The sequence below is a fragment of the Arthrobacter sp. TE12231 genome (genome assembly GCF_054062895.1).
Genome location: NZ_JBSSFS010000001.1, coordinates 4,220,767 through 4,242,725, shown reverse-complemented (window position 1 = coordinate 4,242,725; position 21,959 = coordinate 4,220,767). Strand labels below are relative to the sequence as shown.

Genomic DNA, 21,959 nt, shown 5'->3' with positions numbered 1-21,959 from the left:
GGGTCCTAACGCGAAGTCCGGATAGTGATGAGCTGGCGGCTGCTCAGATGGCAGCGCTTGCCGTGGCCGACCTCCACCAGGAGCTCGGGCCTCTGCTCCCGGCAGACGTCGGCCCCGGCCAGGGCGGCGTAGTCGCACCGGGAGCTGAAGATGCAGCCTGACGGCAGGTCAAGCAGCGACGGCGGCTGGCCGGGGATCGGGTTGAGGAGGCCGGAGGTGCCGGTGAGCGTCGGCATGGAATTGAGAAGGCCCAGGGTGTACGGATGCCGGGTGTCGTAGAAGATCTCGTCCACCGGTCCGGACTCGACGCATTGGCCGCCGTACATGACAAGCACGGAATCGCAGACCTCGGCCACGACGCCCAGATCGTGGGTGATGAGGATCAGCGCAGAGTTGGTTTCCGCCTGGAGTTCGGCCATGAGGTCCAGGATCTGCGCCTGGACCGTCACGTCCAGGGCCGTGGTGGGCTCGTCCGCGATGAGCAGTTCCGGTTCGCAGATGAGGGCCATGGCGATCATGGCCCGCTGCCGCATGCCGCCGGAGAAATGGTGCGGGTACTCGTCGTAGCGCTGCTCGGGGCTGGGAATCCCCACCCGGCCGAGCATGTTGATGGCCGCAGCCCGGGCCTGCTTTTTGCTCGCCTGGTGATGGACGAGGTAGGCCTCCTCAATTTGGTGCCCGACGGTATAGAACGGGTGCAGTGCCGACAGCGGGTCCTGGAAGATCATGCCGATGTTCCGGCCACGCAGCTGGCGCATCCCTGACTCGGACATCGTGATGAGGTCCTTACCTTGGAACAGGGCCTGGCCGGAGACCCGGGCCGAGGTGCCTTTGAGCAGGCCCATCAGTGCCTGGCTCGTCACTGATTTTCCGGATCCGGATTCGCCTACGATGCCAAGCGTCTGCCCGCGCTCAAGGGTGAAGTCCATGCCGTTGACGGCCGAGACCAGGCCGTCGTCGGTGGGAAATGCGACTGACAGGTTCTGGACGTCCAGGAAGGCGCGAGCCCCGCCGTCGTCCGCTGCAGGGTTTGGCGCGGGGGACGGGAAAGCGGCGGGCGCGCCGGGATAGGTCTGGGTCATTGGAGCCTCACTCGGGGATCGATGGCGGCATAGGCGAGGTCGACGGCGACATTGGCGACGATCACGAAGAAAGCGGCCAGCATGGTGATGGCCATGGTGACGGGCAGGTCGCCGGAGATGGCGGCCCGGACGGCGGTGAATCCGAGCCCCGGCACGGAGAAGATCTGTTCTGTGAGGACGGCGCCGCCGAGCAGCAGGCCGATGTCCATGCCGAGCATGGTCACGATCGGGGTGATGCCGGCCCGGACACCGTGCTTGAACGTCACGGTCCGCGGGGCCAGTCCCTTGGCCCGCGCCGTGCGGATGAAGTCCTCGCCGAACGTTTCAATCATGTTGGTGCGGGTGACCCGGATGTAGGAGGCGCTGAACAGCACGGCGAGGGCAATCCATGGCAGCAGATAGTTGAGTACCCAGGCCCACGGCCCCTGGGCGCCGAACGGGCTGTTGATCTCGTTGGTGGTGAACGGCAGGAGATGCAGCTGATTGACGAACACCAGCAGCAGGAACAGGCCCGTGACGGGGATCGGCAGCGAGACGCCCACGGACGCGGCGCCGACGATGAACTTGTCTGTAGCGCTGCCTTTCCTGAGGGCTGCGAGCAGGCCAAGGCCCACGCCGGAAACCGTCCAAAGGACCAGGGCGCCGACTGCCATCGAGAGCGTGTAGGGCAGCGACCGGCTGATGATGTCCGAGACGTTCTCATTCGTCTGGAACGATTTGCCGAGGCAGGGCCATTGGCAGACGGACTCGGCGCCGGGGGCCCCAATCATGCGCGGCGACACCAGCCCGCGCATGTAGTCGGCGTACTGAAGGAAGAACGGCTGGTCCATGCCCAGGGCGACGCGCGCCTCGGCGACACGTTCCGGCGTGCATTCCTGGCCGCACGCGGCCGAGGCCGGATCGGATGGGCCCAGCTGGAAGAGAGTGAAGGTGATGAAGCTGACGGCTATGAGTAGCAGGACCAAGGAGCCTGTCCGGCGAAGTATGAATCTGATCATTGTGGTTGCGGGCCGCCCGCCTGAATCCGGGCGGCCCGCGTCTCCTTCTGTGAGGACCGGTTAGTGCTCGACGCCGACAATCGACAGGTCGATGCCGCCGAAGAAGTAGCCCACTTGGGCGTTGCGGATGTTGGAGCCGACGACGCTGTTCGTGTGGCTGCGGACGAGCGGAATGATCGGGTAGGTCTTCAGTGCCTTTCCGAATTCCTCGGACCACTTCTTGCCCAGCTCCTCCGAGGTCCCCGCGGTGTCCCGCAGCTCAAACATGGCCTTGGACACCTCCGGGTCGAAGTAGCGGGACGTGTTGGAGAATCCGTAACTGGTGCCATCGTTGTTCGGGCCGAGGATGGGGTCCGCCGAGGTCCGGATCGAAGACGGATCGGCGCCACCGCACCAGCCTGACCGTCCGATGTCCGGCAGTTGCTCACTGGCCATGACGGAGTAATAGTTCGGGGCCGGGATCGGCACCAGTTGGACGTCGATGCCCAGGGCCTTGAGGTTCTCCTGGACCACGGTGCCTGTGTTCTTGTAAGCGTCCCGGTTGTTGGCGTAGCCAAAGGTGAGAGTCTTGGGGTAGGTCTTGCCTTCGAGGAGCTTCTTGGCCTCGTCCAGCTTGGGCTTTCCGCTGGGATCGATCTCCAACTCCTGGGCCACGTACCCGCGCATCTTGTCGTTCAGCGGCGTCTGGGTGAGCTCGCCGAAACGGCGGCCCCCGTACTGGACCAGGATCGACTGGCGGTCCAGGGCAAGCGCAATTGCCTTGCGGACATCCGGGTCCGTGATCTTCTGCGTGTTCAGGCTCAGCACGTCGTTGCAGCCCAGCAGCCCTGAGGCGACCCGGTCCTTGACTTGGGCGTCGGCCAGCTTGGCCGAATCCGAGGTCTGGAGGGCGCCGTTCGAGTCCAGGGTGATGGCGTTGGTGTCGGCGTTGGCCAGCAACTGCTGGCTGATGGTGGCCTGCGACGTGGACAGGGAGAAGTTGAAGGTGTCCGGGAGTGCCGTGCGGTTGGGGTCCGTCGCGGGATCCCAGTGCGGGTTGCGGACGAGTTTGAGCGACTTGCCGCGGTTGTACGATTCCACCATGTAGGGGCCGGATGAGACCGGATGGTTCGTGTAGTCCAACTTGGTGTCCTTGTCCTGGGGCACAGGAGCGGTGTTGGACCGTGAGGCCAGCGCAGGAAATTCAGCGAACGGCTTCTTCAGGTGGAAGACGACAGTGCGCTGGTCCGGGGTCTCGACTGCCTCGAGTACGGCGGAAGGATCCTTGTAGGGTCCCTTGTAGCCGCCGGCGTCGAGCGCGGAATTGAGCTCCTGGGGCGCCTGGGTGTAGACATCCTGGGCGAAGGTGCGTTCGATGCCGTACTTGACGTCGGCTGATGTGATCGGGCGGCCATCCTCGAACTTGACACCGTCCCGGAGCGTGAATGTCCAGGTGAGGCCGTCGGCAGAAACCTTCCCGGTATCCGTGGCGAGGTCCGGGACGATGGTGGGCGGCTGGCCTGCCGTCTCTTTGGCCATGGTGAGTGTCCGGTAATACAGCTGTCCGACATTGGCCGTCTGGACGTAGTTGCTGTTTCCAGGGTCAAGTGTCTGGAAGTCGGAGGACATCAGGATGTTGATGTTGCCTCCCTTGGTGGTGAAGCCGGGCTTGACCACCGACGCGGCCGAATCCGTCGCTGAACCGCTGGCTTTGCTGGCGGCCGACTGGCCCTGGGCCGCGGAACAACCGGTGGCGGCCACGGAGATCAGCACGGCAAGTGCCAGCACTCTGGATGGATATTTCATGGTTCTCCTCATACGGGTGGGTGATGGTGATGGGTGCTAGTGGCGGGAGGCCTTGGGGTCCAAGGCGTCGCGAACGGCGTCGCCGAGCAGGTTGAACGCCAGTACGGTGACGATGAGCATGGCGCCGGGGACGGCCAGGAACCATGGATCGCTGAGGTACCAGTTGCCGGACTGGGCGGCGTTGAGCATCTGGCCCCACGACGGAGTCGGGTCTTTGACGCCGACGCCGAGGAAGGACAGCGCGGCTTCCGCGGAGATGTTGGTGGGGATGAGCATGGTCGCGTATACCAGCACGACGCCCATCACGTTGGGGATAATCTGCCGAAACAGCACGCTGAGGTGGGAGGCGCCGAACGAGCGGGCCGCCTCAACAAATTCACGCTCCCGGAGGCTGAGGACCTGGCCCCGGACGATCCGGGCAAGATACGCCCAGCCGAAGAATCCTAGGATGATGACCAGCGAGGCCATGGGCAGGAAGCTGCCCTGGCCCAGAGGCGTGCCGCGCAGCCTGGACTGAAGGATGGGCGTCAGCGACAGCACCAACAGGAGGTGCGGGAAGGCGAGGAAGAGATCCATGACGCGGCTGATGATCGCGTCCGTCTTGCCACCGAAGTAGCCGGCCGCCGCCCCGAGCACGGTGCCAAGGACGACGGAGACGGCGGTTGAAAGGAGGGCGATGGTGAGGGAGACCTGACCGCCAAAGGCAAGCCGGGCGAACAGATCCCGCCCGAGCCCGGGCTCGACCCCCAGCCAGTGCTGCTCAGAGGGATACATGTAGCCGGGGAGAGGCAGGCCCGGGGTTTCGAAGTCATCAAGGACGTCCGGGCTGGTGTTGGAGGTGAAGGGATCATTTCCGGACCACGCACTGAGGACAGGCGCGAGGACGGCAAAGAGCACGATTGCGACCACGACACAGAGGCTCAGCAGGGCGATCTTGCTCCTGCGGATCCTGAGCCAGGCAGTGGCCAGCAGCGACCGTGCCTGGGCGGGACCCGTGCTGGCGGTCGTTTGGTCGACGGGGGACATGGGGCGGCTGACGCCGCTGCTGCCATCGTCGCTGGCGCCGGGCAAAGGACTCGCAGCAGTTGGTGTGGCACCGGACTGAAGCTGGGTCATCGGGAACGCTCGATTCAGGGTCCAAGGAGCAAGCTCCAACATTTTGTATACCAAACAAAGATTAGGGCACGATTTGTGCGATGTAAATCACAACTTAGCATCATCTGGAATACCAGAGAGAGGTGTGGCTTGGACGGTGTCGTGACTTGGCCGGCCCGCCGATCGCGGTGGAAACGCACTTGGGGGTTAGTTGCGCGGGAGCCTTTGCATGTGGCCGGAACCGGCAGTTGAGCGCGTGTATGCTCAGTTGGAACGCTGAGCGGCACCGTCCGCCAGGGCCACGGGGTGAGTGACGAACGGCGGTGTGAGTGTGGTTGAACCGAAAGGTGATGCGCTGAACGGGCGGGATGACGAAGTCCGGGCCGAACACGTGTATCAACTGGTCCTTGAAGGGATCGTGACCGGCAAATACGAGCAGGGCATGCGGTTGCGCGAACGGGAACTGTCGGAACTGCACAACGTGTCCAGGATTCCCGTACGGGAGGCCATCCAACGTCTGGAGCAGGACGGCTTCGTTGAAACTTTCCCCCGCAGGGGTGCGGCGGTGCGTCGGCTAACGCTCACGGACGTCAACGAACTCTTCGATGTCCGGCTTTGCCTCGAGACGTTCGCCGCGCGGACCGCGGCGGTCCGGGTTGCTGAGGGTCAAAGCGGCGCAAGGCTGCAGGAACTCGTGGACGAAACGCGGTTGGCCATCGACGAAGGTCCTGAGGTGAAGGTTGCGAGTCTCAGCGCGGAATTTCACGCCGAGATAGTGCGGCTCTCCGGCAACCGTTTGCTTGTCGAATCGGTTAAGCCGCTTTTTGGCCGCATGCGCTGGATCTTCGGCCTGGCCCACAACCGCAGCAATGAGCTCCAGCGCGACGAGCATGTCGAGCTCTGCAATGCCATCCTCAAGGGCCGCCCCGATCTCGCCTATTCGCTGGCATATTCGCACATTGAGCTGGGCCGTGAACCGGTTCTTGCCGGGCTCGCCCACACGCTCGCACCTTAGCCGGCTGATTTATTGGCCCTCCGGGTCTCCGGTTGTCGCCAAGCGTCCAAAAACGCCCGCCCGGGTTAATCCCGGGCGGGCGTTGCTGTCGCCTGCAGATGAATCCCGCCGCCAGGAGGCCTGTCTCGATGTCCTTCCCGGCGTGGCGGAGCAGGGCGTGCAGGACCAGATCATGGGGTCCCGGCCCCTGCCCCGGATTGGATAGCGGCGAGCAGGGCCGTTCCGTCGGGGCTGCCGAAGCCGGTGCAGGGGTCCCAGCCTGGCGCGGCCTTATAGGAGCCGTTGTCGCCGACGACAATGTCGTGGAAGCCCGTGTTGGAGGATGCCATGTGGCCGTAAATGATGGCCTGCATAAGACCAAACCGGCGGTTGCTCGCCTGCGCCAAACGCGCGACCAGGGCTGCCCAGAGCGGTGCCACGGCGCTGGTGCCTCCAATGACCATGTTTGTGCCGTTGACCCTTACCTTGTATCCGGTCTGCGGGTCCGCGACCCCACTGACATCCGGCACGCCACGGCCCAGAAATTTCTTGACGGGCTTGCCAGGCTTATGATGCTTGGCGTGGGCGACCTGTCCGTTCTGCCAGGTAGGAACAGGGAAAGCGTCGCTGAAGCCGCCGCCGGTTGCCGAGTTTGGTCCGTCATTCCAGACCGTTTCACGGACAATGTTTCCGGTAACCGGATCGGCCTCGAGCCGGGTGCCGCCGCAAGCGAGAACATACGGGCTTGAAGCGGGGAAATCGGCATGGTCCTTTCCGTCACTGGCTCCGTCGGCGCTGCCGTTGTCGCCGGCCGCGGCGGTGACGGTGACGCCGAGGGCTGAGGCATCGGCGAAGGCCTGGTCGAACGCCGTGCGCGCCTGCGCGGTCCAGCCGTCCTCGCTCTGGCCCCAGCTGATGCTGATCGCCGCAGGCGTCGGGTTCGCGTGCGAGGCGGTGATGATCGCATCGAGGAAGCCGGCGTCGTTGTTCGGAGCGAAATAGACCAAGATGTCCGCTTTCGGTGCGAGGGCGCCGACGACCTCGACGTCGAGCATCACTTCGCCGTCCGCCCCGTTCGGATCCATCCCTGGCTGGTTGGCCGCACCGTCGACCCCGACAGCCGTGACGTTTGGCGGCGTGATCCCAAGGCCGTTGAAGTAGACGTTCAGGTCCGACGTCGAGTAGCCCCCGCCGAGTTCGATGATGGCAATGGTCTCCCCGGCGCCATCGGTGCCGGCCGGGAACTTGTAGATCTTTCCCAGCTCCGGCGGGGTGTAGCTGGTGCCCGCCGTGGCCAGGGGGATCGCGCGGAACTGGGCCCGGGCCTGCGGCCGGTCGTCAAGGCCGAGGACAGCGGTGACGATGCCATCCAGCGCCGCTGGGATTCTTAGTCCTCCGGTGCGGTGGCGGTGGATGACCTCGGCGCCATGGGGTCCGGCGCTCGTCACTTCATTCAGGCTGGTGCCGAAGATATCGCTGAGCGTCTCAACAGTTCCTGCCAGGCGCAGCCGGCGCGAGGCCGGATCAGCTTCCAGGACTTCCGCCCCGAGCCTCGTGAAAGTGTCCGTGGCGAGTTGCATGTCATCCTGGCCGGCGCCGTGGGTTGCTGCCAGATTTTCGACCGACATGGGTTCCTTGACCGTCTCCGGCATCGGGGCCTTCCGGCGCAGGATCACCGTGACCTCGATCCTGCGGGCCGGATCAACTGGTCCGTGTTCGGCCCGGACTTCGGGTACCCCGTGGCGCTCCGAACCGGGCAGCGGGACGCTGTCCTCAGCGAAAGATGGACGGGTAGCTGGCTTGTCGCTCATGGTGTTCTCCAATCACGTGGACATTCATTCGTAAGGGAGTAGGCAGAATGTTCCTGGACCCGGAGGATCCGAGGTCTTGATCGGCCATAGATACGATCATTCCTACGGCTGTCAGTCACTGGTGGGACAGCCTTCAGCTTTGTCGGGATATTCACTTAGTGGTGTAGCCGGTACGGCCTCAGACTTCAAGACCTCTCTGCTTGGCCGGCCGCTACTTGGGGCGGGCAGCCAGGGCGGACGCCAGCGCCGTGGCGGAAGCGGTGCTGCTGTCGATCCGCCAGTCTGTTTCTTTGTTGAAATCGAACCAGACCACCGCGGTGACGTCGGACTGGGACGCCAGATAGCTGATCAGTGCCGTGTTCCAGTCGGCTTTGGACCCGCCTTGTTCTGCCGACGACGTTTCTGCCACGAGCACTTGTTTCCCCGGCGCGAGGCGACGTAGTTCGGACAGGCCCGGGCCGAAGAGCTCCGAGGGCGAGATCCAGCTGCTCCAGGCCGCCGACGTGCCCCAGTTGTATCCGTCGAGCGCCACCGCGTCCACGTACACGGGACCCGGATAGAGGCCGTCGAGCGCTGTCGACCCCCAGTACGGGACGTTGGGGTTCCACACCCAGGTGATGTTGGAGGCGCCCGTGGCGGAGACGACGTCGTGAACGTGCCGCCACGCGGCAACGTAATCACCGGGGCCGTTGCCGTTGATTTCCTCCGACCAGGGGTACCAGTTGCCGTTCATCTCGTGCCCGAAGCGCAGCATCACCGGGTGCCCCCAGGACGCCAAGGCCACGCCCCACTGCCGCAGGTAGGGATCGAAGTTTCCGGCCGTTATGCGGTCCAGGGCATAGGCCGGCTGTTCGGTTCCGCCGCCCCAGGCCCATGGCTCCCAGGTCAGGAGGGTCACGGCGCCGCGGCTGCGGACGGCATCCAACTCCGCGATGGGCGGAGCCTGATTGAAGTCCTTATAGGACAAAATGACGGACGGTGCCTCGCCGGCGAGGGACGCGGCCTGGTCCAGTTCTGCCGAGGCCAGCGGCCCGCCCGGGGTGCCGACGCCGAAACGCAGCGGCGCGCTGCTGCTGGCCGGCGGCGATGGTTGTGTTACCGGCGTGGCGACGATGGTGAAGGCCGCGGAAGCCTTGACGGTGCCGGATACGGCCTGAATATCAAGGACCGGCTGGGACGTTGGCGGGATCACGACGTCGGCCGTGAAGTATCCCGAGGCACTGACCTTGAAGGCGACGGAATTGACGCCTGCGCTGAGTGTTCCGGCGTTCTTCTTGGGGAAACCGGTGCCGGTGACGGTGACGATGGTTCCGGGTGGCCCCTTGGTCGGGCTGAGGCTAAGGGACGCGGATGCGTCCTGCGCGGGTACCTCCACGAGTGTCAGGCTAAGGCCAGCAGGGCAAGGATGCAGGCCAGGGTTCTTAGTGGCTTCATCGGGACTCCTTGACCGGGCCCCGGTAGTGCGGGGCGTCGTGGCGGGACGAGGCTTGCCTACCGGAAGCCGTAACGTCCAGTGTCCGTCAGGAACGTACCGCACCGGGAGCCATCAGGGGCAGCAGATCCCAAGGATTGGCCAAGGATTCCTCTATCGGAGACCCGCCGGATCGAGGACAGTCTTTGGACGAGTTACGAACGCCCGTCCGGGTACCCCGGGCGGGCGTTGCCTCTCCTGCGTATGGAGACCGCCTATAGAAGGCTTGCTCCGATGTCTCGTCCGATCCTGCGGAGCAGGGTGGCGGACAGTTTGGGGTCCTTGGCAGAGTCCTGATTGGTGTAATCGGCCAGCGCGTAGACCCGTGTCACGGCCATTTCGGGCCACCGCGCCTTCGGGAGCAGGGAGCGGCCGGCGACCGCGATGATCGGACGGGCGCCCGACCGCCGGGCGACGGCGGCGGGCAGTTTCCCGGCGAGGGTTTGTTGGTCGATGCTGCCTTCGCCGGTGATGACGACGTCGCAGCTGTCCTTGCGGGTGTTGAAGTCCAGCAGGTCCAGGAAGTAGTCGGCGCCTGAGACCTGCTTGGCACCGAGCAGCAGGCACGCGTAGCCGAGCCCTCCAGCGCTGCCGGCGCCGTCGTGCCCGACCAGGACGGCCGCATCCGCGAACCCGGCTTCGGCCAGCTTGGCCACGAAGTGCTCCAGACCCTGCTCGAGGATCGCGATGTCCTGTGGTGACGCGCCCTTTTGGGGTCCGAAGACGGCCGGTGCCCCCTGGGTGCCGAGCAGAGGGTTGTGCACGTCGCTGGCGACGATGAGTTCGGTGTCGGCCAGTTCGGGGAGCGCGGTCCGGTGGACGGTGTGGATCTGTGCCAGCGCCCGGCCGTTGCCGTAGAGCTGTCCGCCGTCGGCGTCGCGGAAGCTGTAGCCCAGGGCGGTGAGCATGCCCATGCCGCCGTCGGTGCTGGCGCTGCCGCCCAGGGCCAGGACGATCCTGGCCGGCTTCAGGCTGAGGGCGAACAGAACCGCCTCACCGAAACCGCGGCTGGAGGCACCCAGAGGATCCAGTGTTCCGTCCGGCAGGAGTCCCAGGCCGCAGGTGTTGGCCACCTCGACAACGGCGGTGAAGCCGTCGAACGCGATGCTGGACCGAATGGGCTGGCCGGTGGGCCCCGCGACGGTGTAGCTGCGCCGGGTGAAGCCGGAGGCGACGGCGGCGTCCACGCTGCCGTCACCCCCGTCCGCCAGGGGAAGCAGTCCACAGTGGACGGACCCGGATCCGGATCCTGCGGACCGAAGGCCCGCTGCCAGGGCATCGGCCACCTCGGCGGCGGTGAGGCTGCCTTTGAATTTGTCCGGGGCGATGAGCGCCCGCACGGTTGTCGGAGCGGTTGGTGTGAGCATGTCAGATGCTTTTCGAGTAGGCGGGGCTGCGGCCGTTCCCGTAGGGCAGGTCGACGTCGTCGCCCGGTTCCGCGTGCGGGTCGGTTAGGTCTGCAGCGATGTCCGTGAACTCATCGGGTGTCGGGTCCTCGCTGGGCATTGGCTCAACGGTGTCCCCGTTGAAGACCCGGCGCACCCGGTCCGCGTCCAGCGTCCGGTCCCACCAGGCGATGAACAAGGTGGCGACGGCGTTGCCGGTGAAGTTCACCAGGGCCCGGCATTCTGACATGAACTTGTCGATGCCGAAGATGAGCATGATGCCGGCGGCCGGGATGGTTCCAAGGGTGGCGAGGGTGGCGGTCAGGGCGATGAACCCGCCCCCGGCGACCCCGGCTGCCCCCTTGGACGTGAGCAGCATGACCGCGATGAGGCCCAGTTGCTGGCCGATGGTCAGGTTCGTGTTGGTGGCCTGTGCGATGTACACGGCGGCCAGCGAAAGGTAGATGGCGGCGCCGTCGAGGTTGAAGCTGTACCCGGTGGGGACCACGAGCCCGACCGTTTCCTTCTTGACCCCGGCGTGCTCGAGTTTGCGCATCAGGCCCGGCAGCGCCGGTTCGGCGGTGGAGGTGCCGAGGATGAGCAGGTATTCCTCTTTGAGATGGCGGATCATCTTGAAGATGTTCAGCTTCAGGAAGGCCATAACGGATCCGAGGACCACGACGACGAAGAGGATGGAGGTGGCGTAGAACAGGACGATCAGCCCGCCCATGCTGGAGAGGGAGGAGACGCCGTACTTGCCGACGGCGAAGGCCATCGCGCCGAATGCGCCCAAGGGAGCGGCCTTCATGATGAAGCCCAGGATCTTGAACATGACGCCGGTGAGGCGCTGGACCCCGTCCAGGACAGGGGCGCCGACTTTGCCCATGGCGTTCAGGGCGATGCCGAAGATCACGGCGATGAAGATGATCTGGAGGATGTCGCCCTCCACGAAGGGCGCGACGATGCTGGTAGGGATGATGTGGGTCAGGAACTGCCACCATTCCTGGTGGGCGCCGGCGTCGATCAGCTTGGCCGCGGAGTCCGTCGTCTTGATCGCGCTGGCGTTGGCGTTGACGCCGTCGCCGAGGCGGAAGACGTTGATGGCGACCAGGCCGAAGAGCAGGGCGAAGATGGTGCCAATCTGGAAGTACGTCAGGGCCTTCAGGCCGGTCATGCCGACCTTTTTCAGGTCCGCGACGCTGGCGATGCCGCCGACGATGGTCAGGAACACGATCGGGCCGATCAGCATTCTCATAGCGTTGACGAACGTGGTGCCGATCGGTTCCAGGGCGATGCCCGCGGCCGGGGCGAGCCAGCCGACCAGGATGCCGAGGACGATGCCGGTCAGTACCCAGAAGTACAGCTGCCTGTACCAGCGTGTCTTGGGGGCCGCTTTTTTGGATGCCGCGGCTCTGCCCGCGGTGGTGATGTGTCCCATGATTCCTACCTCATTGTGGAATGTGAGTGGCGTGGTGCTTGAAGAATGAAAAAAGTAGGTCGGGGCGGGCGGCGGCAGTGCGCGGCGCCGCCCGCCCCGGGTCAGGCAAGGCTAGACGGCAGCCAGGGTGTGGGTGAGGGTCTTGATGATGGCGTCGGTGACGTCATCGGTGTTCGCGTCGCCGCCGACGTCGCGCGTCAGGTAACCGGCGGCGGTGGCCTGCTCGATGGCGGCCTCGACCTGGCGGGCTTCCTCGTGCAGGCCGAAGTGGTCCAGCATCAGGGCGGCGCTGGCGATCGCGCCGATCGGGTTGCTGATGCCCTTGCCGGCGATGTCCGGGGCGGAGCCGTGGACGGGTTCGAACATGGACGGGAAGCGGCGTTCCGGGTTCAGGTTGGCGCTGGCTGCCAGGCCGAGGCTTCCGGCCAGGGCCGAGCCGAGGTCCGAGAGGATGTCCGCGTTCAGGTTCGAGGCGACGACGACGGACAGGTCTTCCGGGTGCAGGATGAACTTGGCGCTCATGGCGTCGACCAGGACGCTTTCGGTGGCCACGTCCGGGTAGTCCAGGGCCACGCGCTGGAAGGTTTCGTCCCAGAGGACCATGCCGTACTGCTGGGCGTTGGACTTGGTGACGGAGGAGACTTTTTTCACGGTGCGTGTGCGGGCGAGGTCGAAGGCGAAGCGCATGATCCGCTCGCAGCCCTTTTCGGTGAACAGAGCGGTCTGGAGGGCGACCTCGTTGCCGGGGCCGCGGCCGCTGAGGTTCCGTCCGCCGAGCCCGGCGTATTCGCCTTCGCTGTTTTCGCGGACCACAATCCAGTCGAGTTCGGTGTGGTCGGCCTTGCGCAACGGGGACTGGATGCCGGGGAGGAACTTTACCGGGCGGATGTTGGCCCACTGGTCGAAGTTCTGTGTGATGTTCAGGCGCAGGCCCCAGAGGCTGATGTGGTCCGGGACGTTTTCCCAGCCGACGGCGCCGAAGTAGATAGCGTCGAAGTTCTTCAGGGCCTCAAGGCCCTTCGGGTCCATCATCTGGCCGGTCTTTTCGTAGTAGCCGCAGCCCCACGGGAATTCCGTCCATTCGAAGGCGAACTTCCCGCCGGAATTCTGGGCCAGGGCGTCCAGGACACGGCGGCCGGCGGAGACAACTTCCTTGCCGACGCCATCGGCAGGGATGGAAGCGATGCTGAATATCTGGGTGGCGCTCACGGGCCTACCTCCTTGTTGAGTGTGTTAGCAGCGTCACACTGCCTGTCCTCTTCAAGTAGACGGTCAGGCGACACCCGCCGTCCAAGACCAAGATCCGATCCGGTAGATAGGCGCAGCCTATTGGTCTGTTCCATCGACTGCCGAGAGGTCGCCCTTTTGGACGCGCAAAAGGGCGTTATCGGAGCAATCGACGGGCGGGTTACTTGGTGTGGAGGGCTGCGACGTCCAGGAATGCCCTGGCGGCGGGCGTCAGGCCTTCTTTACGGCTCAGAATGGCCACGTCAAGATGGGACACGGGTTCAATCAGGAGGGTCCGCAACCCTGACTTGTGCGCCAGCGGGGCCCACGATGAGGGCATCACGGCGTGGCCCACGCCTGCCAGGACCAGCGGCAGGATCGAGGTCCGGTGGGCAACCTCGACGACGATTTCGGCGTCGACCCCGCGCGCCAGCGCATCGTCGACGAGCCAGCGCATGAGGGAACCGCGCTGGCTGGCGATCAGCCGGTGTCCGCCCAGGTCATCACGCTGGATGGCCGTCCCCGGGGCGAAAGTGTCGGCCTCCGGATTGACGATGAGAATCAGCGGCTGGCGTTCCAGTTCCAGGACTTGGACGCCCGGGACCCGGATGGGCGTGGGCGAGCCGGCAAGGCCGATCTCCGTACTGCCGCTGCGGACGGATTCGATGACTTCTTCCGGCGTAAACGCGGCACTGACGTTGAGCCGGACCGACGGATACGCGCGGGTGAACCCGGCGATCATGGACGTCAGCGGCTCGATGCCGGGCGACGGCATGGTGATAATGTCCAGCCGTCCGCTCCGCACGCCCCGCAGCGCCTGGACCGCGGACTGCGCCGCATCAAGGTCCCGCATCACCAGACGTGCCGGCCCGACGAGTTCCTTGCCCGCCTCACTCAGAACTGCCCGGCGGCCGATCCGGTGGAAAAGCGGCACGCCCAGTTCCTTCTCTAAGGCGGCGATGGTCTGGGAAAGAGACGGCTGGGCGATGAGCAGATGCTCTGCGGCGCGGTTGAATCCGTCGTGGTCAACGACGGCCAAGAAATACTTCAGCTTTCGTGTGTCCACACCAGCTCCTTCACTCGGCCAGAGGTTTTGAGCAGGTTACACCCGAACCCTCATGGGGCCCTACGGCCCTGTAAGGCGGGACAAGGCCACAACGGCGTAGCGGTCAGTGTCGCCGTGTCCACTTTGGCCGCTGCTGGCGCAAACGGTGTACGGCCTGTACGTGCTGTCTGTGTGCAGGAGGCGCACTGTCGCGCGGATGGCGGGCTGAGCCTTTTCAACGGTGTCCCTAAAGGCGCGGTAATCGTCCGGATGGATGACGTGGGGGAGGTAGCCGAATCTCGGTGACTGGATGCCGAACCGCTGCCAAGAGCCGGACGTCATGAAGGTCTGCCAGCAGGCGGTGTCGACGGCCATCAGCACCCGCTCCTCGGCGAGTTCGAAGACGGCGCGTAGCAGGCTGCTGGACTGGAAGTCCCCGAAACCAGGCGTGATCGGGGACGGGGTGGCCTCCTGAACCTCACGTGTGATGGCACGCAGCCACTTGCCCTGCCGTTGTTCGTCAGGGATGACCCGACCGGACACCTCGAGGTTCTTGATCCCGGGCAAAGCAGACGAGAATCTGGTGATGATCTTGTACGGCACCAGGTAGCGTTGTGCGTTCATCGAAGTGATGGCCGCGTCGATGGTCACCTTCATCCGGGTTCTGTCCTCAGGGGAGATCAGTTCGCTGACCCATTGGTTCATGTCCCCGGTGGGGCTCTCCCCGGAACGATCGATCTCGTAGATGGCGAAGAGGTCATCATTCCAGGACGTTTCAATGTGCCCGGTGGAGGAGATCGTCCACTCCAGGGCGCCGATCGGCGGGCGCGGTGGCGGGTTGTCTCCCGCCGCAGTGTAGACGGCCAGAACTGCAAGAACCGTGTTCGTCATCGGAGAGCTAATCGGCACTGCGAGAACACGGTAATTGATGCCCCGATGATGGACTGGGTCGTGGATTTGCCGTCCGGTCTCAGCGACGGCTTTGATCCGGTCCATCAGCAGTTCGCGGCCCAGCGGATCGAGGTTCTTGCGGACACTGGACCCTGAGTAGTTCACCGCACCGATGCTCAGGAGACCGGGCTGCTCCTTGTTGAGATAGTCCACCAGGACCCATCGGCCTCGCGTGTCGCCTAACGTGTTCATGACTCCTGCGCCCGTCGCTCATATAGGGTCGTTGCCGCCGCCCATTATGACGCAACCAATTGGCATGACCAGGGGGCCATCTTCCACCATTTGGGGCTTATGTCATATTTTTTGTCAAAACCGTGCCGCCAAGGGTCAAGGATCACGACTTGTGGATTTGAGTTTGCCTGAACCGATTGGCATCATATGTCTACCAAGCCCATCTGGCGGATGCCCGGCAGGCTGTACAAAGCGTCATCTGATCACCATCTTCAGGAGTACAGTCCTTTGCCCGACCCTTTTGCGCATTCCGGCCACACCGCATGGCAGCCCTCATCGCAGGTTTCCGAACCGGCTCCCGGCTTCTTCTTTGTCGAAGGCCCGGCATCCAACTGGATCATCGTCCGGGACGAGTCCGGTTTCATCCTCGTTGACAGCGGCTACCCCGGCGACACGGACTTCGTCCTGAAATCCATCGATTACGCCGGGCTGAAGCCGGCCAAGGCCCGCGCCATCCTCATCACGCATGGTCACGTCGACCACACCGGGTCGGCGGCCCTGTTTTCCCGAACGTTCGGGACCCCGATCCTGTGCAGTCCCGAAGAGCTGGCACACGTCCAGGGACACGAAAAGCACCAGGTCGGCCTGGGACAGGTTGTCCTCCGCGCCTGGCGTCCGCGCGTCCTGCGCTGGATGAGTCACGCGATCCGCGCCGGCGCGCTGAACGCCGATCCAGCCACCGAGGCCCGGGCCTGGACGGCGGAGCAGCTCCGGGAACTCCCGGGCAGCCCTGAGGCGATTCTGGTTGCCGGCCACACGCCGGGCAACGCCTCCATCTATTTCCGCGGCGCCGGGGTGATCGCCACCGGCGACTCCTTGATCACTGGGCACCCCCTGACGCGGCAAAGAGGCCCGCAGATGCTCCATCCGATGTTCCATACCGAGCCGGGCACCGTGCTGTCCGCGACCCATGTCCTCGACGGCGTAGAAGCGTCGGTCATTCTTCCGGGCCACGGTCCCGCGTTAGCCATGCCCCTCTCCCACGCCTTGGCATCCCTCCGCGCCTGACGCCTCAGTCCGGGCTCGTCCCCGCTGTCGGCCGCGTTCGGCATCGGCTTCACTGCACCACGGCAATCGCGAAGCCACCCCAGGCGCGCTTCTTCGTGGTCTCACGACCGAGCACATGCTGTTCGAAGATCGCCAACCCGCAGGATCGGAGAAGTTCGGACAGGCGCTCCCGCGACGGCGGTGTGCTGTCCACACCGAACTTCAACGGCTCGCCCACTGCTTTGGCCGCCGCCCTCCCGTACCGCCAGTACAGCATGGTTGATTCGAGAGTCTCGGTCGTGAAGTAGTCGAAGGCGAGCAGGCTGCCCCGGGCGCAGCCCGCGACCTTGCTCAGCGTGTCCTCGATCGCTGCCTGCTCGAGGTACATTGTCACGCCTTCCCAGAGGAACAGCACCGGGCGCCCGGGGTCGAACCCAGCGTCGGCAAGTTTGGCGAGCCAGTCATCCTTCTCGAAGTCAGCAGGTACGAACGTGACCTTGCGTGCGTCGATCCCTGCCTTGTCCAGCATGGCGCGTTTGACCGCCTGTGTCTTCGGGGCATCGACCTCGAAGGAGCTGACGGGCGTGTCCTGCGGGAGTCGGTACGGACGCGTGTCGAAACCGGCGCCGAGGATGACCAGCTGGTCGATCGCGGGAAGGAAGCGGTCCACGGCGCTGTCGAAGAACGTGACCCTGGCCGACGCCTCGGCCTGGGGAGGGACATTGCCCTCGAAGGGGTAACGGAAGGTCTTCGGGACGTATCCGGTGACGCGGTGCGCCAAGACCGTCGGCCAGAATGCCAGCCGCATGCCCAGCCAGGGCACGCCGGGCAGGACGGGCAACAGCCGGTTCGCGGCCTGGTCTTCGCGCACGCCGAAATTGTGCATCGCCCACCTGGCCGAGAGCGGGGCTTGCGCACTGGTCGACACACCGGACGGTTTCGCGGCCCGGAGCTTGACCACCCAGATCGCATAGCCGAGTAGCGAGACCGGTAGCAGCACAATACTGAGCGCATAGAAGGCGATGGCGGCACCTGTCTGGCGCATTTCCCGTTCCTTTCGACTCATGGTGCTACCGGAGATCATGGAGACTGCGTAGTCGCTTCTGAGCAGGTCCCGGCGCTGGGCGGATTCATTCCCTCATACTGCTCCCACTCCACTGCGGGCGCCATGCCCGTCCGGCTCCTTTCCAGGGCGCGACCACGCCCGGAGACGCGTTCACGGGGCGGCGAAGATTTCCTTGGCCACCGTGATGGCGGACATCGCCTTGGGCCAGCCGGCGTAGAAGGCCAGATGGATGATGGCCTCTTTGAGTTCGGTCTCGGTCAGGCCGTTGGACTTGGCCCGGACGAGGTGTCCGCGGAGCTGTTCGGTGCTGCCGCTGGTGATGAGGCTGGCGACCGTGACGAGGCTGCGGTCCCGCGGGGAGAGTTCGATTCGTTCCCAGATATCGCCGAAGAGCACACGGTCTGTGAGGTCAACGAGTTTGGGGGCGAAGTCGCCGATGAGTTGCTGGGCCCGGGTCTGGTTTGAATCGCTCATAATGGAGTCCTTTCGGGAGATGTGAAGAGCAGGTTGGTAGCCGCCGAGCGGAGATGAAGCTGGCGGGCTTGTCCGCTCTGAAGGAGCAGGGTCAGTCGATCCTGCGGCCTCCCAGCCAGCTCACCATGGCGGGGTCGCGGTGGTCGAAGAAGAGGCTGGCGCCGGTGTCCAGGGTGGCGATCTGGCTCATCTGCTCCTCCGTGAGTTCGAAGTTGAACACGTCGAGGTTTTCGGCCATCCGATCGGGACGGACGGATTTGGGGATGACGACGACCTCGCGCTGGATGAGCCAGCGGAGCACGACCCGGGCGACGGACTTGCCGTGTGCCTCGGCGATGGCGCTGAGGACCGGATTGGTGAAGAGGTTGTTCTTGCCTTCTGCGAAGGGGCCCCAGGATTCGATCTGGACGCCGCGTTCGCGCATCAGCGCCTGATCGGCGGCGCGCTGGTGGAAGGGGTGGGTCTCGATCTGGTTGACGGCCGGGACGATCTCGTTGTGGTCGATGAGATCAACCAGCCGGTCCGGGTGGAAGTTGGACACGCCGATAGCACGGGCCAGGCCTTCCTTGTTGATGTCCTGCATGGCCCGCCACTCGCTGTAGTAGTCCCCGAGCGGCTGGTGGATCAGGTACAGGTCGAGGTAGTCCAGGCCGAGCCGGCGGAGTGAGTTTCCGAAGGCCCGCTTCGTGTCCTCTTGAACGTTGCCGGTCGGGGCGTGCTGGATCCAGAGCTTGGTGGTGACGAAGAGTTCCTCGCGCGCGATTCCGCTTGCCTTGATCGCTGCGCCCACGGCTTCCTCGTTGCCGTAGGAGGCCGCCGTGTCCAGGTGGCGGTAACCGGCCGCGAGGGCGGCTTCGACGGCGGCCTGGGTTTCGCCGTCGGGGATCTGGAAGACTCCGAAGCCCAGGATCGGCATCTGGACGCCGTTGTTGAGGGTCACGGTTTTCATGGGGTTTCCTTTGTTTGGGTGTGGGCTGTTTCGTAGTCCTGGTCGGTGACGGGTTCAAGCCAGGTGGCGCTCTGCCTGTCGTGATGCTCGACCATGGCCAGGTGGCACATCATGTTGTCCCTGGTGGCGCCGTGCCAGTGTTCCTCGCCGGGCGGGGTGTGGACCGTGTCCCCGGGGCGCATGGCGATGACTGTGCCGTCGCGGGTGCCGACGAGCCCGGTCCCGTCGGTGCAGTGCAGGGTCTGGCCGAGGGGGTGGGAGTGCCAGTTTGTGCGGGCGCCCGGGGTAAACCGGACCATTGCAGCCACGAGTCTGGAGGGGGCCTCGCCGTTGTGCAGCGCGTTGACGAAGACGTCTCCGGTAAACCTCGACGTCGGGCCCTTGGCCGCGGGGGTGGGAGGTGTGAGCTTCATCCGGGATTCCTGTATTCCTGTGGTCATGTGTCGTTTGCTTGGGGATCTTCGCTGCCGCATTTGCTGTAGTTGCTCTGCCCGGCGAGAACGGCGCCGAAGACGGCGAGGCAGAAACGGAACTGATTCAAGGGAACCAGCCCTCGCGTGCACGCGGGAGTGTCTGTTGTGCGGTGTACTGTCAGTTCCTGTTAGAGCCACAAAGGGCCTCGTAACGTAGTAGCCATGGACAACAGCAAGGACGTCCGCGAGTTCCTGACGAGCCGGCGGTCACGCATCACGCCGGCCCAGGCCGGGATACCCGCCTACGGCGGGGCCAGAAGGGTGCCCGGGCTCAAACGCGAGGAAGTCGCGATGCTTGCCGGCGTCAGCACGGAGTACTACGCCCGCCTCGAACGGGGAAACCTTCGAGGCGTGTCCGACTCCGTCCTCGAATCCCTCGCACGCACCCTCCAGCTCGACGAGGCTGAGCGAACCCACCTGCTGGACCTGGCCAGGGCCTCCGCGCCATCGGAGGCCCCGGCCGCGCGCCGGCTGCGGACAGAAGTGCGCCCGAGTGTGGAACGGATCCTGGCTGGGATGACGGGGACGCCGGCCTACGTCCGCAACGCCAGGATGGATATCGTGGCCGCGAACAGCCTGTGCTTCACCCTGTACACGGACATCCTTAGCCCTGCGACGCTGCCGCTGAACCTCGCACGGTTCATGTTCCTCGACCCGCGGTCGCAGGACTTCTTCGTTGAATGGGCCACCCTTGCGGATGATCTTGCCGCCGCCCTCCGCACCGAATCCGGACGCAACCCACACGACAGAGCCTTGAGTAACCTCATCGGGGACCTCGCCACTGGAAGCACGGAATTCTCGACACGATGGGCACGGCACAACGTCCGCTTCCACCGCTCAGCCCGCAAGACCCTTCACAACCCGCTCGTTGGAGACATCGAACTCACCGGCGACGCACTCGAGCTCCCCGGCGAGGGCCTGACCCTCATCGCCTACACCGCCGAACCCGGAAGCCATGCCCAGGAGCAGCTCGACTTCCTCACCCGCTGGAGTGCAACCGGAAAACGCCCGATCGAACCGGCCCCAGCCAATCCGCACACCGCAATGACCAGGCCGTCCGAAGGGGACTCGCGGGACTGAGCAGGGTCGCCACGTATCGCGCGGACAAGGCCCAGTTGCTGGTCCTGGAGTCCTGACCGGCAATGCCCGGGCACTCAGGAGGGCCGATGTCTTGCCGCGGCAGGCCCGTCCCTTCGAGCGCGAAGGACGAGCAGCATGGCCAGTCCTGCCAGAGTGACGGCGCCGAATCCGATGATGGCGGACGAGATGCCGAAGGCTTCCGCGCCCAGCCCCAGCAGGGCCGAACCGAACGGGGTGGTGCCGGCCAGCAGCAGCACGAACAGGCTCATGACCCGGCCGCGGAGCCGGTCCGGCGTGAGTCCTTGGAGACGGGTGTTGACAGTGGTCGTGAACACCGTGCCGCTGAGGCCGGCCAGGGCCATGAGCCCCAGACTCACCGGGTAGGACTGTGAGATGCCCAGGAGGATCAAAATCACTGCAAGGACAGCGCCCGAGACGATCATCCGGCGATCGTTGCTGCCGCCTACAACGACCAAGCCGATGCCGGCTACCAGGGAACCGGCACCGAACGCCGACATGAGCGCGCCGAAGCCGACGGACGCCACGTTCAGCACGTCGCGGGCCAGCAACGGCGCTGCCACCGGCCAGTTGTAGCCGAATGTCCCCACCACGGCCAAAGCCCCAAGGACAAAGAGGACGGCGGGGGTGTGGAGGACATACTGCAGGCCCTCGCGCAGGGCGCCGTGACGGGCCGGTTTGCTCCGGGAGAGGCGAAGCTCGCCGGTGCGCAGGACCAGCAACGCGGTCAGTGCCGCGGCAAAGCTGGCCGCATTCATGAAAAAGACCGCCGCGGCCGAAAGCTGGGCCACCGCCAGCCCGCCAAGGGCGAAGCCGATCATCCGGCTGGAATTGAACTGCACACTGTTCATGGCCACGGCATCCGGCACCAGCGTGAGGCCCACCATCTCGGGGACAAACGCCTGCTGTGCGGGATTGTTGAACGCGTTGGAGACTCCAAGGATGAACGCCAGGAGGGCCAGTTGCCAGATTTGCGGGGACCCGGTCAGGGCGAGAAAGCCAAGGACAAGCGCCTGCACCGTGGCGAGGGCCTGGGCTGCCAGCATTATTGTGCGCTTCGGGAAGCGATCGGCCAGGACTCCCGCCGGCAGCACGAACAGCAGCAGCGGCAGGAACTGCAACGTGGTCACCAGACCCAGCACTGCCGGTGACCCGCTGATGTCCAGCACAAGCCAGGCCATCGCCACCATCTGCATCCAAGTGCCCGTGCCGGAGATGAGCTGCCCCGTCCAAAAGAGCGCAAAGTTCCGCACCCGCAGCGCCCGCAATAGGTCAACCGCACGCCGCGGAGGCGGAGCCCCGGGCGCCATTCCGGGCACCGGCGGGCCCGTGCTGTCAGGGCCCGCGCTGTCCGGACTCAGGCTCTCAGGCGGCATCGCCGATCTGCCTCTCCATGGGT

General features: G+C 65.1%; 19 protein-coding genes. 3 read left to right on the top strand and 16 right to left on the bottom strand.

Going from position 1 to position 21,959, the window contains the following annotated elements; genetic code table 11:
• Nucleotides 1–5: 5 nt before the first annotated feature.
• From ACVWYS_RS19020 to ACVWYS_RS19005, 4 genes are read right to left on the bottom strand one after another with little or no spacing between them, the layout of a single operon-like run.
• Complete coding sequence (locus ACVWYS_RS19020) at nucleotides 6–1,082, bottom strand: ABC transporter ATP-binding protein (protein ID WP_456507859.1); 1,077 nt, start codon at nucleotides 1,080–1,082, stop codon at nucleotides 6–8.
• Nucleotides 1,079–2,080 carry an ABC transporter permease gene (locus tag ACVWYS_RS19015; protein ID WP_456507858.1) on the bottom strand — a complete coding sequence of 334 codons (1,002 nt, stop codon included), beginning with the start codon at nucleotides 2,078–2,080 and terminating at the stop codon, nucleotides 1,079–1,081. The genes ACVWYS_RS19020 and ACVWYS_RS19015 overlap by 4 nt, the downstream gene beginning before the upstream one ends.
• Before the next feature lie 60 nt (nucleotides 2,081–2,140).
• A complete protein-coding gene (locus tag ACVWYS_RS19010) occupies nucleotides 2,141–3,865 on the bottom strand; it encodes an ABC transporter substrate-binding protein (RefSeq protein ID WP_456507857.1) in 1,725 nt (574 codons plus the stop codon).
• A gap of 36 nt (nucleotides 3,866–3,901) precedes the next feature.
• Nucleotides 3,902–4,981, bottom strand: coding sequence for an ABC transporter permease (locus ACVWYS_RS19005; RefSeq protein ID WP_456507856.1), 1,080 nt, complete (start codon nucleotides 4,979–4,981; stop codon nucleotides 3,902–3,904).
• Between the two features lie 304 nt (nucleotides 4,982–5,285).
• Between ACVWYS_RS19005 and ACVWYS_RS19000 the strand changes: the two genes are divergently transcribed.
• The gene (locus ACVWYS_RS19000) at nucleotides 5,286–5,975 is read left to right on the top strand and encodes a GntR family transcriptional regulator (RefSeq protein WP_456510258.1); all 690 of its coding nucleotides are present in this window, start codon (nucleotides 5,286–5,288) and stop codon (nucleotides 5,973–5,975) included.
• A 170-nt stretch (nucleotides 5,976–6,145) separates the two neighbouring features.
• On the opposite strand, the gene ACVWYS_RS18995 is transcribed toward ACVWYS_RS19000, so the two are convergent.
• From ACVWYS_RS18995 to ACVWYS_RS18965, 7 genes are all read right to left on the bottom strand, one after another.
• Nucleotides 6,146–7,765, bottom strand: coding sequence for a S53 family peptidase (locus tag ACVWYS_RS18995; protein WP_456507854.1), 1,620 nt, complete (start codon nucleotides 7,763–7,765; stop codon nucleotides 6,146–6,148).
• Between the two features lie 211 nt (nucleotides 7,766–7,976).
• Entirely contained in the window at nucleotides 7,977–9,140 is a 1,164-nt protein-coding gene (locus tag ACVWYS_RS18990; protein ID WP_456510257.1) for a glycoside hydrolase family 26 protein, read from the bottom strand.
• A 311-nt stretch (nucleotides 9,141–9,451) separates the two neighbouring features.
• On the bottom strand, nucleotides 9,452–10,603 hold the full coding sequence (locus tag ACVWYS_RS18985) for a glycerate kinase (RefSeq protein WP_456507851.1): 1,152 nt from the start codon (nucleotides 10,601–10,603) through the stop codon (nucleotides 9,452–9,454).
• Between the two features lies 1 nt (nucleotide 10,604).
• The gene (dctA, locus tag ACVWYS_RS18980; protein WP_456507850.1) at nucleotides 10,605–12,059 is read right to left on the bottom strand and encodes a C4-dicarboxylate transporter DctA; all 1,455 of its coding nucleotides are present in this window, start codon (nucleotides 12,057–12,059) and stop codon (nucleotides 10,605–10,607) included.
• A 111-nt stretch (nucleotides 12,060–12,170) separates the two neighbouring features.
• Complete coding sequence (locus ACVWYS_RS18975) at nucleotides 12,171–13,268, bottom strand: tartrate dehydrogenase (RefSeq protein WP_456507849.1); 1,098 nt, start codon at nucleotides 13,266–13,268, stop codon at nucleotides 12,171–12,173.
• A gap of 199 nt (nucleotides 13,269–13,467) precedes the next feature.
• Nucleotides 13,468–14,352 carry a LysR family transcriptional regulator gene (locus ACVWYS_RS18970; protein ID WP_116766395.1) on the bottom strand — a complete coding sequence of 295 codons (885 nt, stop codon included), beginning with the start codon at nucleotides 14,350–14,352 and terminating at the stop codon, nucleotides 13,468–13,470.
• Between the two features lie 60 nt (nucleotides 14,353–14,412).
• A complete protein-coding gene (locus ACVWYS_RS18965; RefSeq protein ID WP_456507848.1) occupies nucleotides 14,413–15,474 on the bottom strand; it encodes a hypothetical protein in 1,062 nt (353 codons plus the stop codon).
• A 267-nt stretch (nucleotides 15,475–15,741) separates the two neighbouring features.
• Between ACVWYS_RS18965 and ACVWYS_RS18960 the strand changes: the two genes are divergently transcribed.
• On the top strand, nucleotides 15,742–16,521 hold the full coding sequence (locus ACVWYS_RS18960; RefSeq protein ID WP_237563360.1) for an MBL fold metallo-hydrolase: 780 nt from the start codon (nucleotides 15,742–15,744) through the stop codon (nucleotides 16,519–16,521).
• A 49-nt stretch (nucleotides 16,522–16,570) separates the two neighbouring features.
• Here ACVWYS_RS18960 and ACVWYS_RS18955 read toward each other — a convergent pair whose 3' ends face one another.
• From ACVWYS_RS18955 to ACVWYS_RS18940, 4 genes are all read right to left on the bottom strand, one after another.
• A complete protein-coding gene (locus ACVWYS_RS18955) occupies nucleotides 16,571–17,545 on the bottom strand; it encodes a class I SAM-dependent methyltransferase (protein ID WP_456507847.1) in 975 nt (324 codons plus the stop codon).
• A 171-nt stretch (nucleotides 17,546–17,716) separates the two neighbouring features.
• Nucleotides 17,717–18,040, bottom strand: coding sequence for a carboxymuconolactone decarboxylase family protein (locus ACVWYS_RS18950; protein WP_456507846.1), 324 nt, complete (start codon nucleotides 18,038–18,040; stop codon nucleotides 17,717–17,719).
• A 91-nt stretch (nucleotides 18,041–18,131) separates the two neighbouring features.
• Nucleotides 18,132–18,989, bottom strand: a complete 858-nt coding sequence (locus ACVWYS_RS18945) for an aldo/keto reductase (protein ID WP_456507845.1) — start codon at nucleotides 18,987–18,989, stop codon at nucleotides 18,132–18,134.
• Nucleotides 18,986–19,429: a (R)-mandelonitrile lyase gene (locus ACVWYS_RS18940; protein WP_456507844.1), complete on the bottom strand. Its 444-nt coding sequence runs from the start codon at nucleotides 19,427–19,429 to the stop codon at nucleotides 18,986–18,988. The genes ACVWYS_RS18945 and ACVWYS_RS18940 overlap by 4 nt, the downstream gene beginning before the upstream one ends.
• A gap of 195 nt (nucleotides 19,430–19,624) precedes the next feature.
• Between ACVWYS_RS18940 and ACVWYS_RS18935 the strand changes: the two genes are divergently transcribed.
• Nucleotides 19,625–20,542 (top strand): helix-turn-helix transcriptional regulator, encoded by a 918-nt coding sequence (locus tag ACVWYS_RS18935; protein WP_344365120.1) that lies wholly within the window; start codon nucleotides 19,625–19,627, stop codon nucleotides 20,540–20,542.
• Between the two features lie 74 nt (nucleotides 20,543–20,616).
• On the opposite strand, the gene ACVWYS_RS18930 is transcribed toward ACVWYS_RS18935, so the two are convergent.
• The gene (locus ACVWYS_RS18930) at nucleotides 20,617–21,813 is read right to left on the bottom strand and encodes an MFS transporter (RefSeq protein ID WP_344365122.1); all 1,197 of its coding nucleotides are present in this window, start codon (nucleotides 21,811–21,813) and stop codon (nucleotides 20,617–20,619) included.
• Nucleotides 21,814–21,959 lie beyond the last annotated feature (146 nt).

Excerpts from the sequence above, each read along its gene's own strand:
- ACVWYS_RS19020 (WP_456507859.1), bottom strand. The coding sequence starts at position 1,082 with ATGACCCAGACCTATCCCGGCGCGCCCGCCGCTTTCCCGTCCCCCGCG.
- ACVWYS_RS19015 (WP_456507858.1), bottom strand. The coding sequence starts at position 2,080 with ATGATCAGATTCATACTTCGCCGGACAGGCTCCTTGGTCCTGCTACTC.
- ACVWYS_RS19010 (WP_456507857.1), bottom strand. The coding sequence starts at position 3,865 with ATGAAATATCCATCCAGAGTGCTGGCACTTGCCGTGCTGATCTCCGTG.
- ACVWYS_RS19005 (WP_456507856.1), bottom strand. The coding sequence starts at position 4,981 with ATGACCCAGCTTCAGTCCGGTGCCACACCAACTGCTGCGAGTCCTTTG.
- ACVWYS_RS18995 (WP_456507854.1), bottom strand. The coding sequence starts at position 7,765 with ATGAGCGACAAGCCAGCTACCCGTCCATCTTTCGCTGAGGACAGCGTC.
- ACVWYS_RS18985 (WP_456507851.1), bottom strand. The coding sequence starts at position 10,603 with ATGCTCACACCAACCGCTCCGACAACCGTGCGGGCGCTCATCGCCCCG.
- dctA (WP_456507850.1), bottom strand. The coding sequence starts at position 12,059 with ATGGGACACATCACCACCGCGGGCAGAGCCGCGGCATCCAAAAAAGCG.
- ACVWYS_RS18965 (WP_456507848.1), bottom strand. The coding sequence starts at position 15,474 with ATGAACACGTTAGGCGACACGCGAGGCCGATGGGTCCTGGTGGACTAT.
- ACVWYS_RS18955 (WP_456507847.1), bottom strand. The coding sequence starts at position 17,545 with ATGCGCCAGACAGGTGCCGCCATCGCCTTCTATGCGCTCAGTATTGTG.
- ACVWYS_RS18950 (WP_456507846.1), bottom strand. The coding sequence starts at position 18,040 with ATGAGCGATTCAAACCAGACCCGGGCCCAGCAACTCATCGGCGACTTC.
- ACVWYS_RS18945 (WP_456507845.1), bottom strand. The coding sequence starts at position 18,989 with ATGAAAACCGTGACCCTCAACAACGGCGTCCAGATGCCGATCCTGGGC.
- ACVWYS_RS18940 (WP_456507844.1), bottom strand. The coding sequence starts at position 19,429 with ATGACCACAGGAATACAGGAATCCCGGATGAAGCTCACACCTCCCACC.
- ACVWYS_RS18935 (WP_344365120.1), top strand. The coding sequence starts at position 19,625 with ATGGACAACAGCAAGGACGTCCGCGAGTTCCTGACGAGCCGGCGGTCA.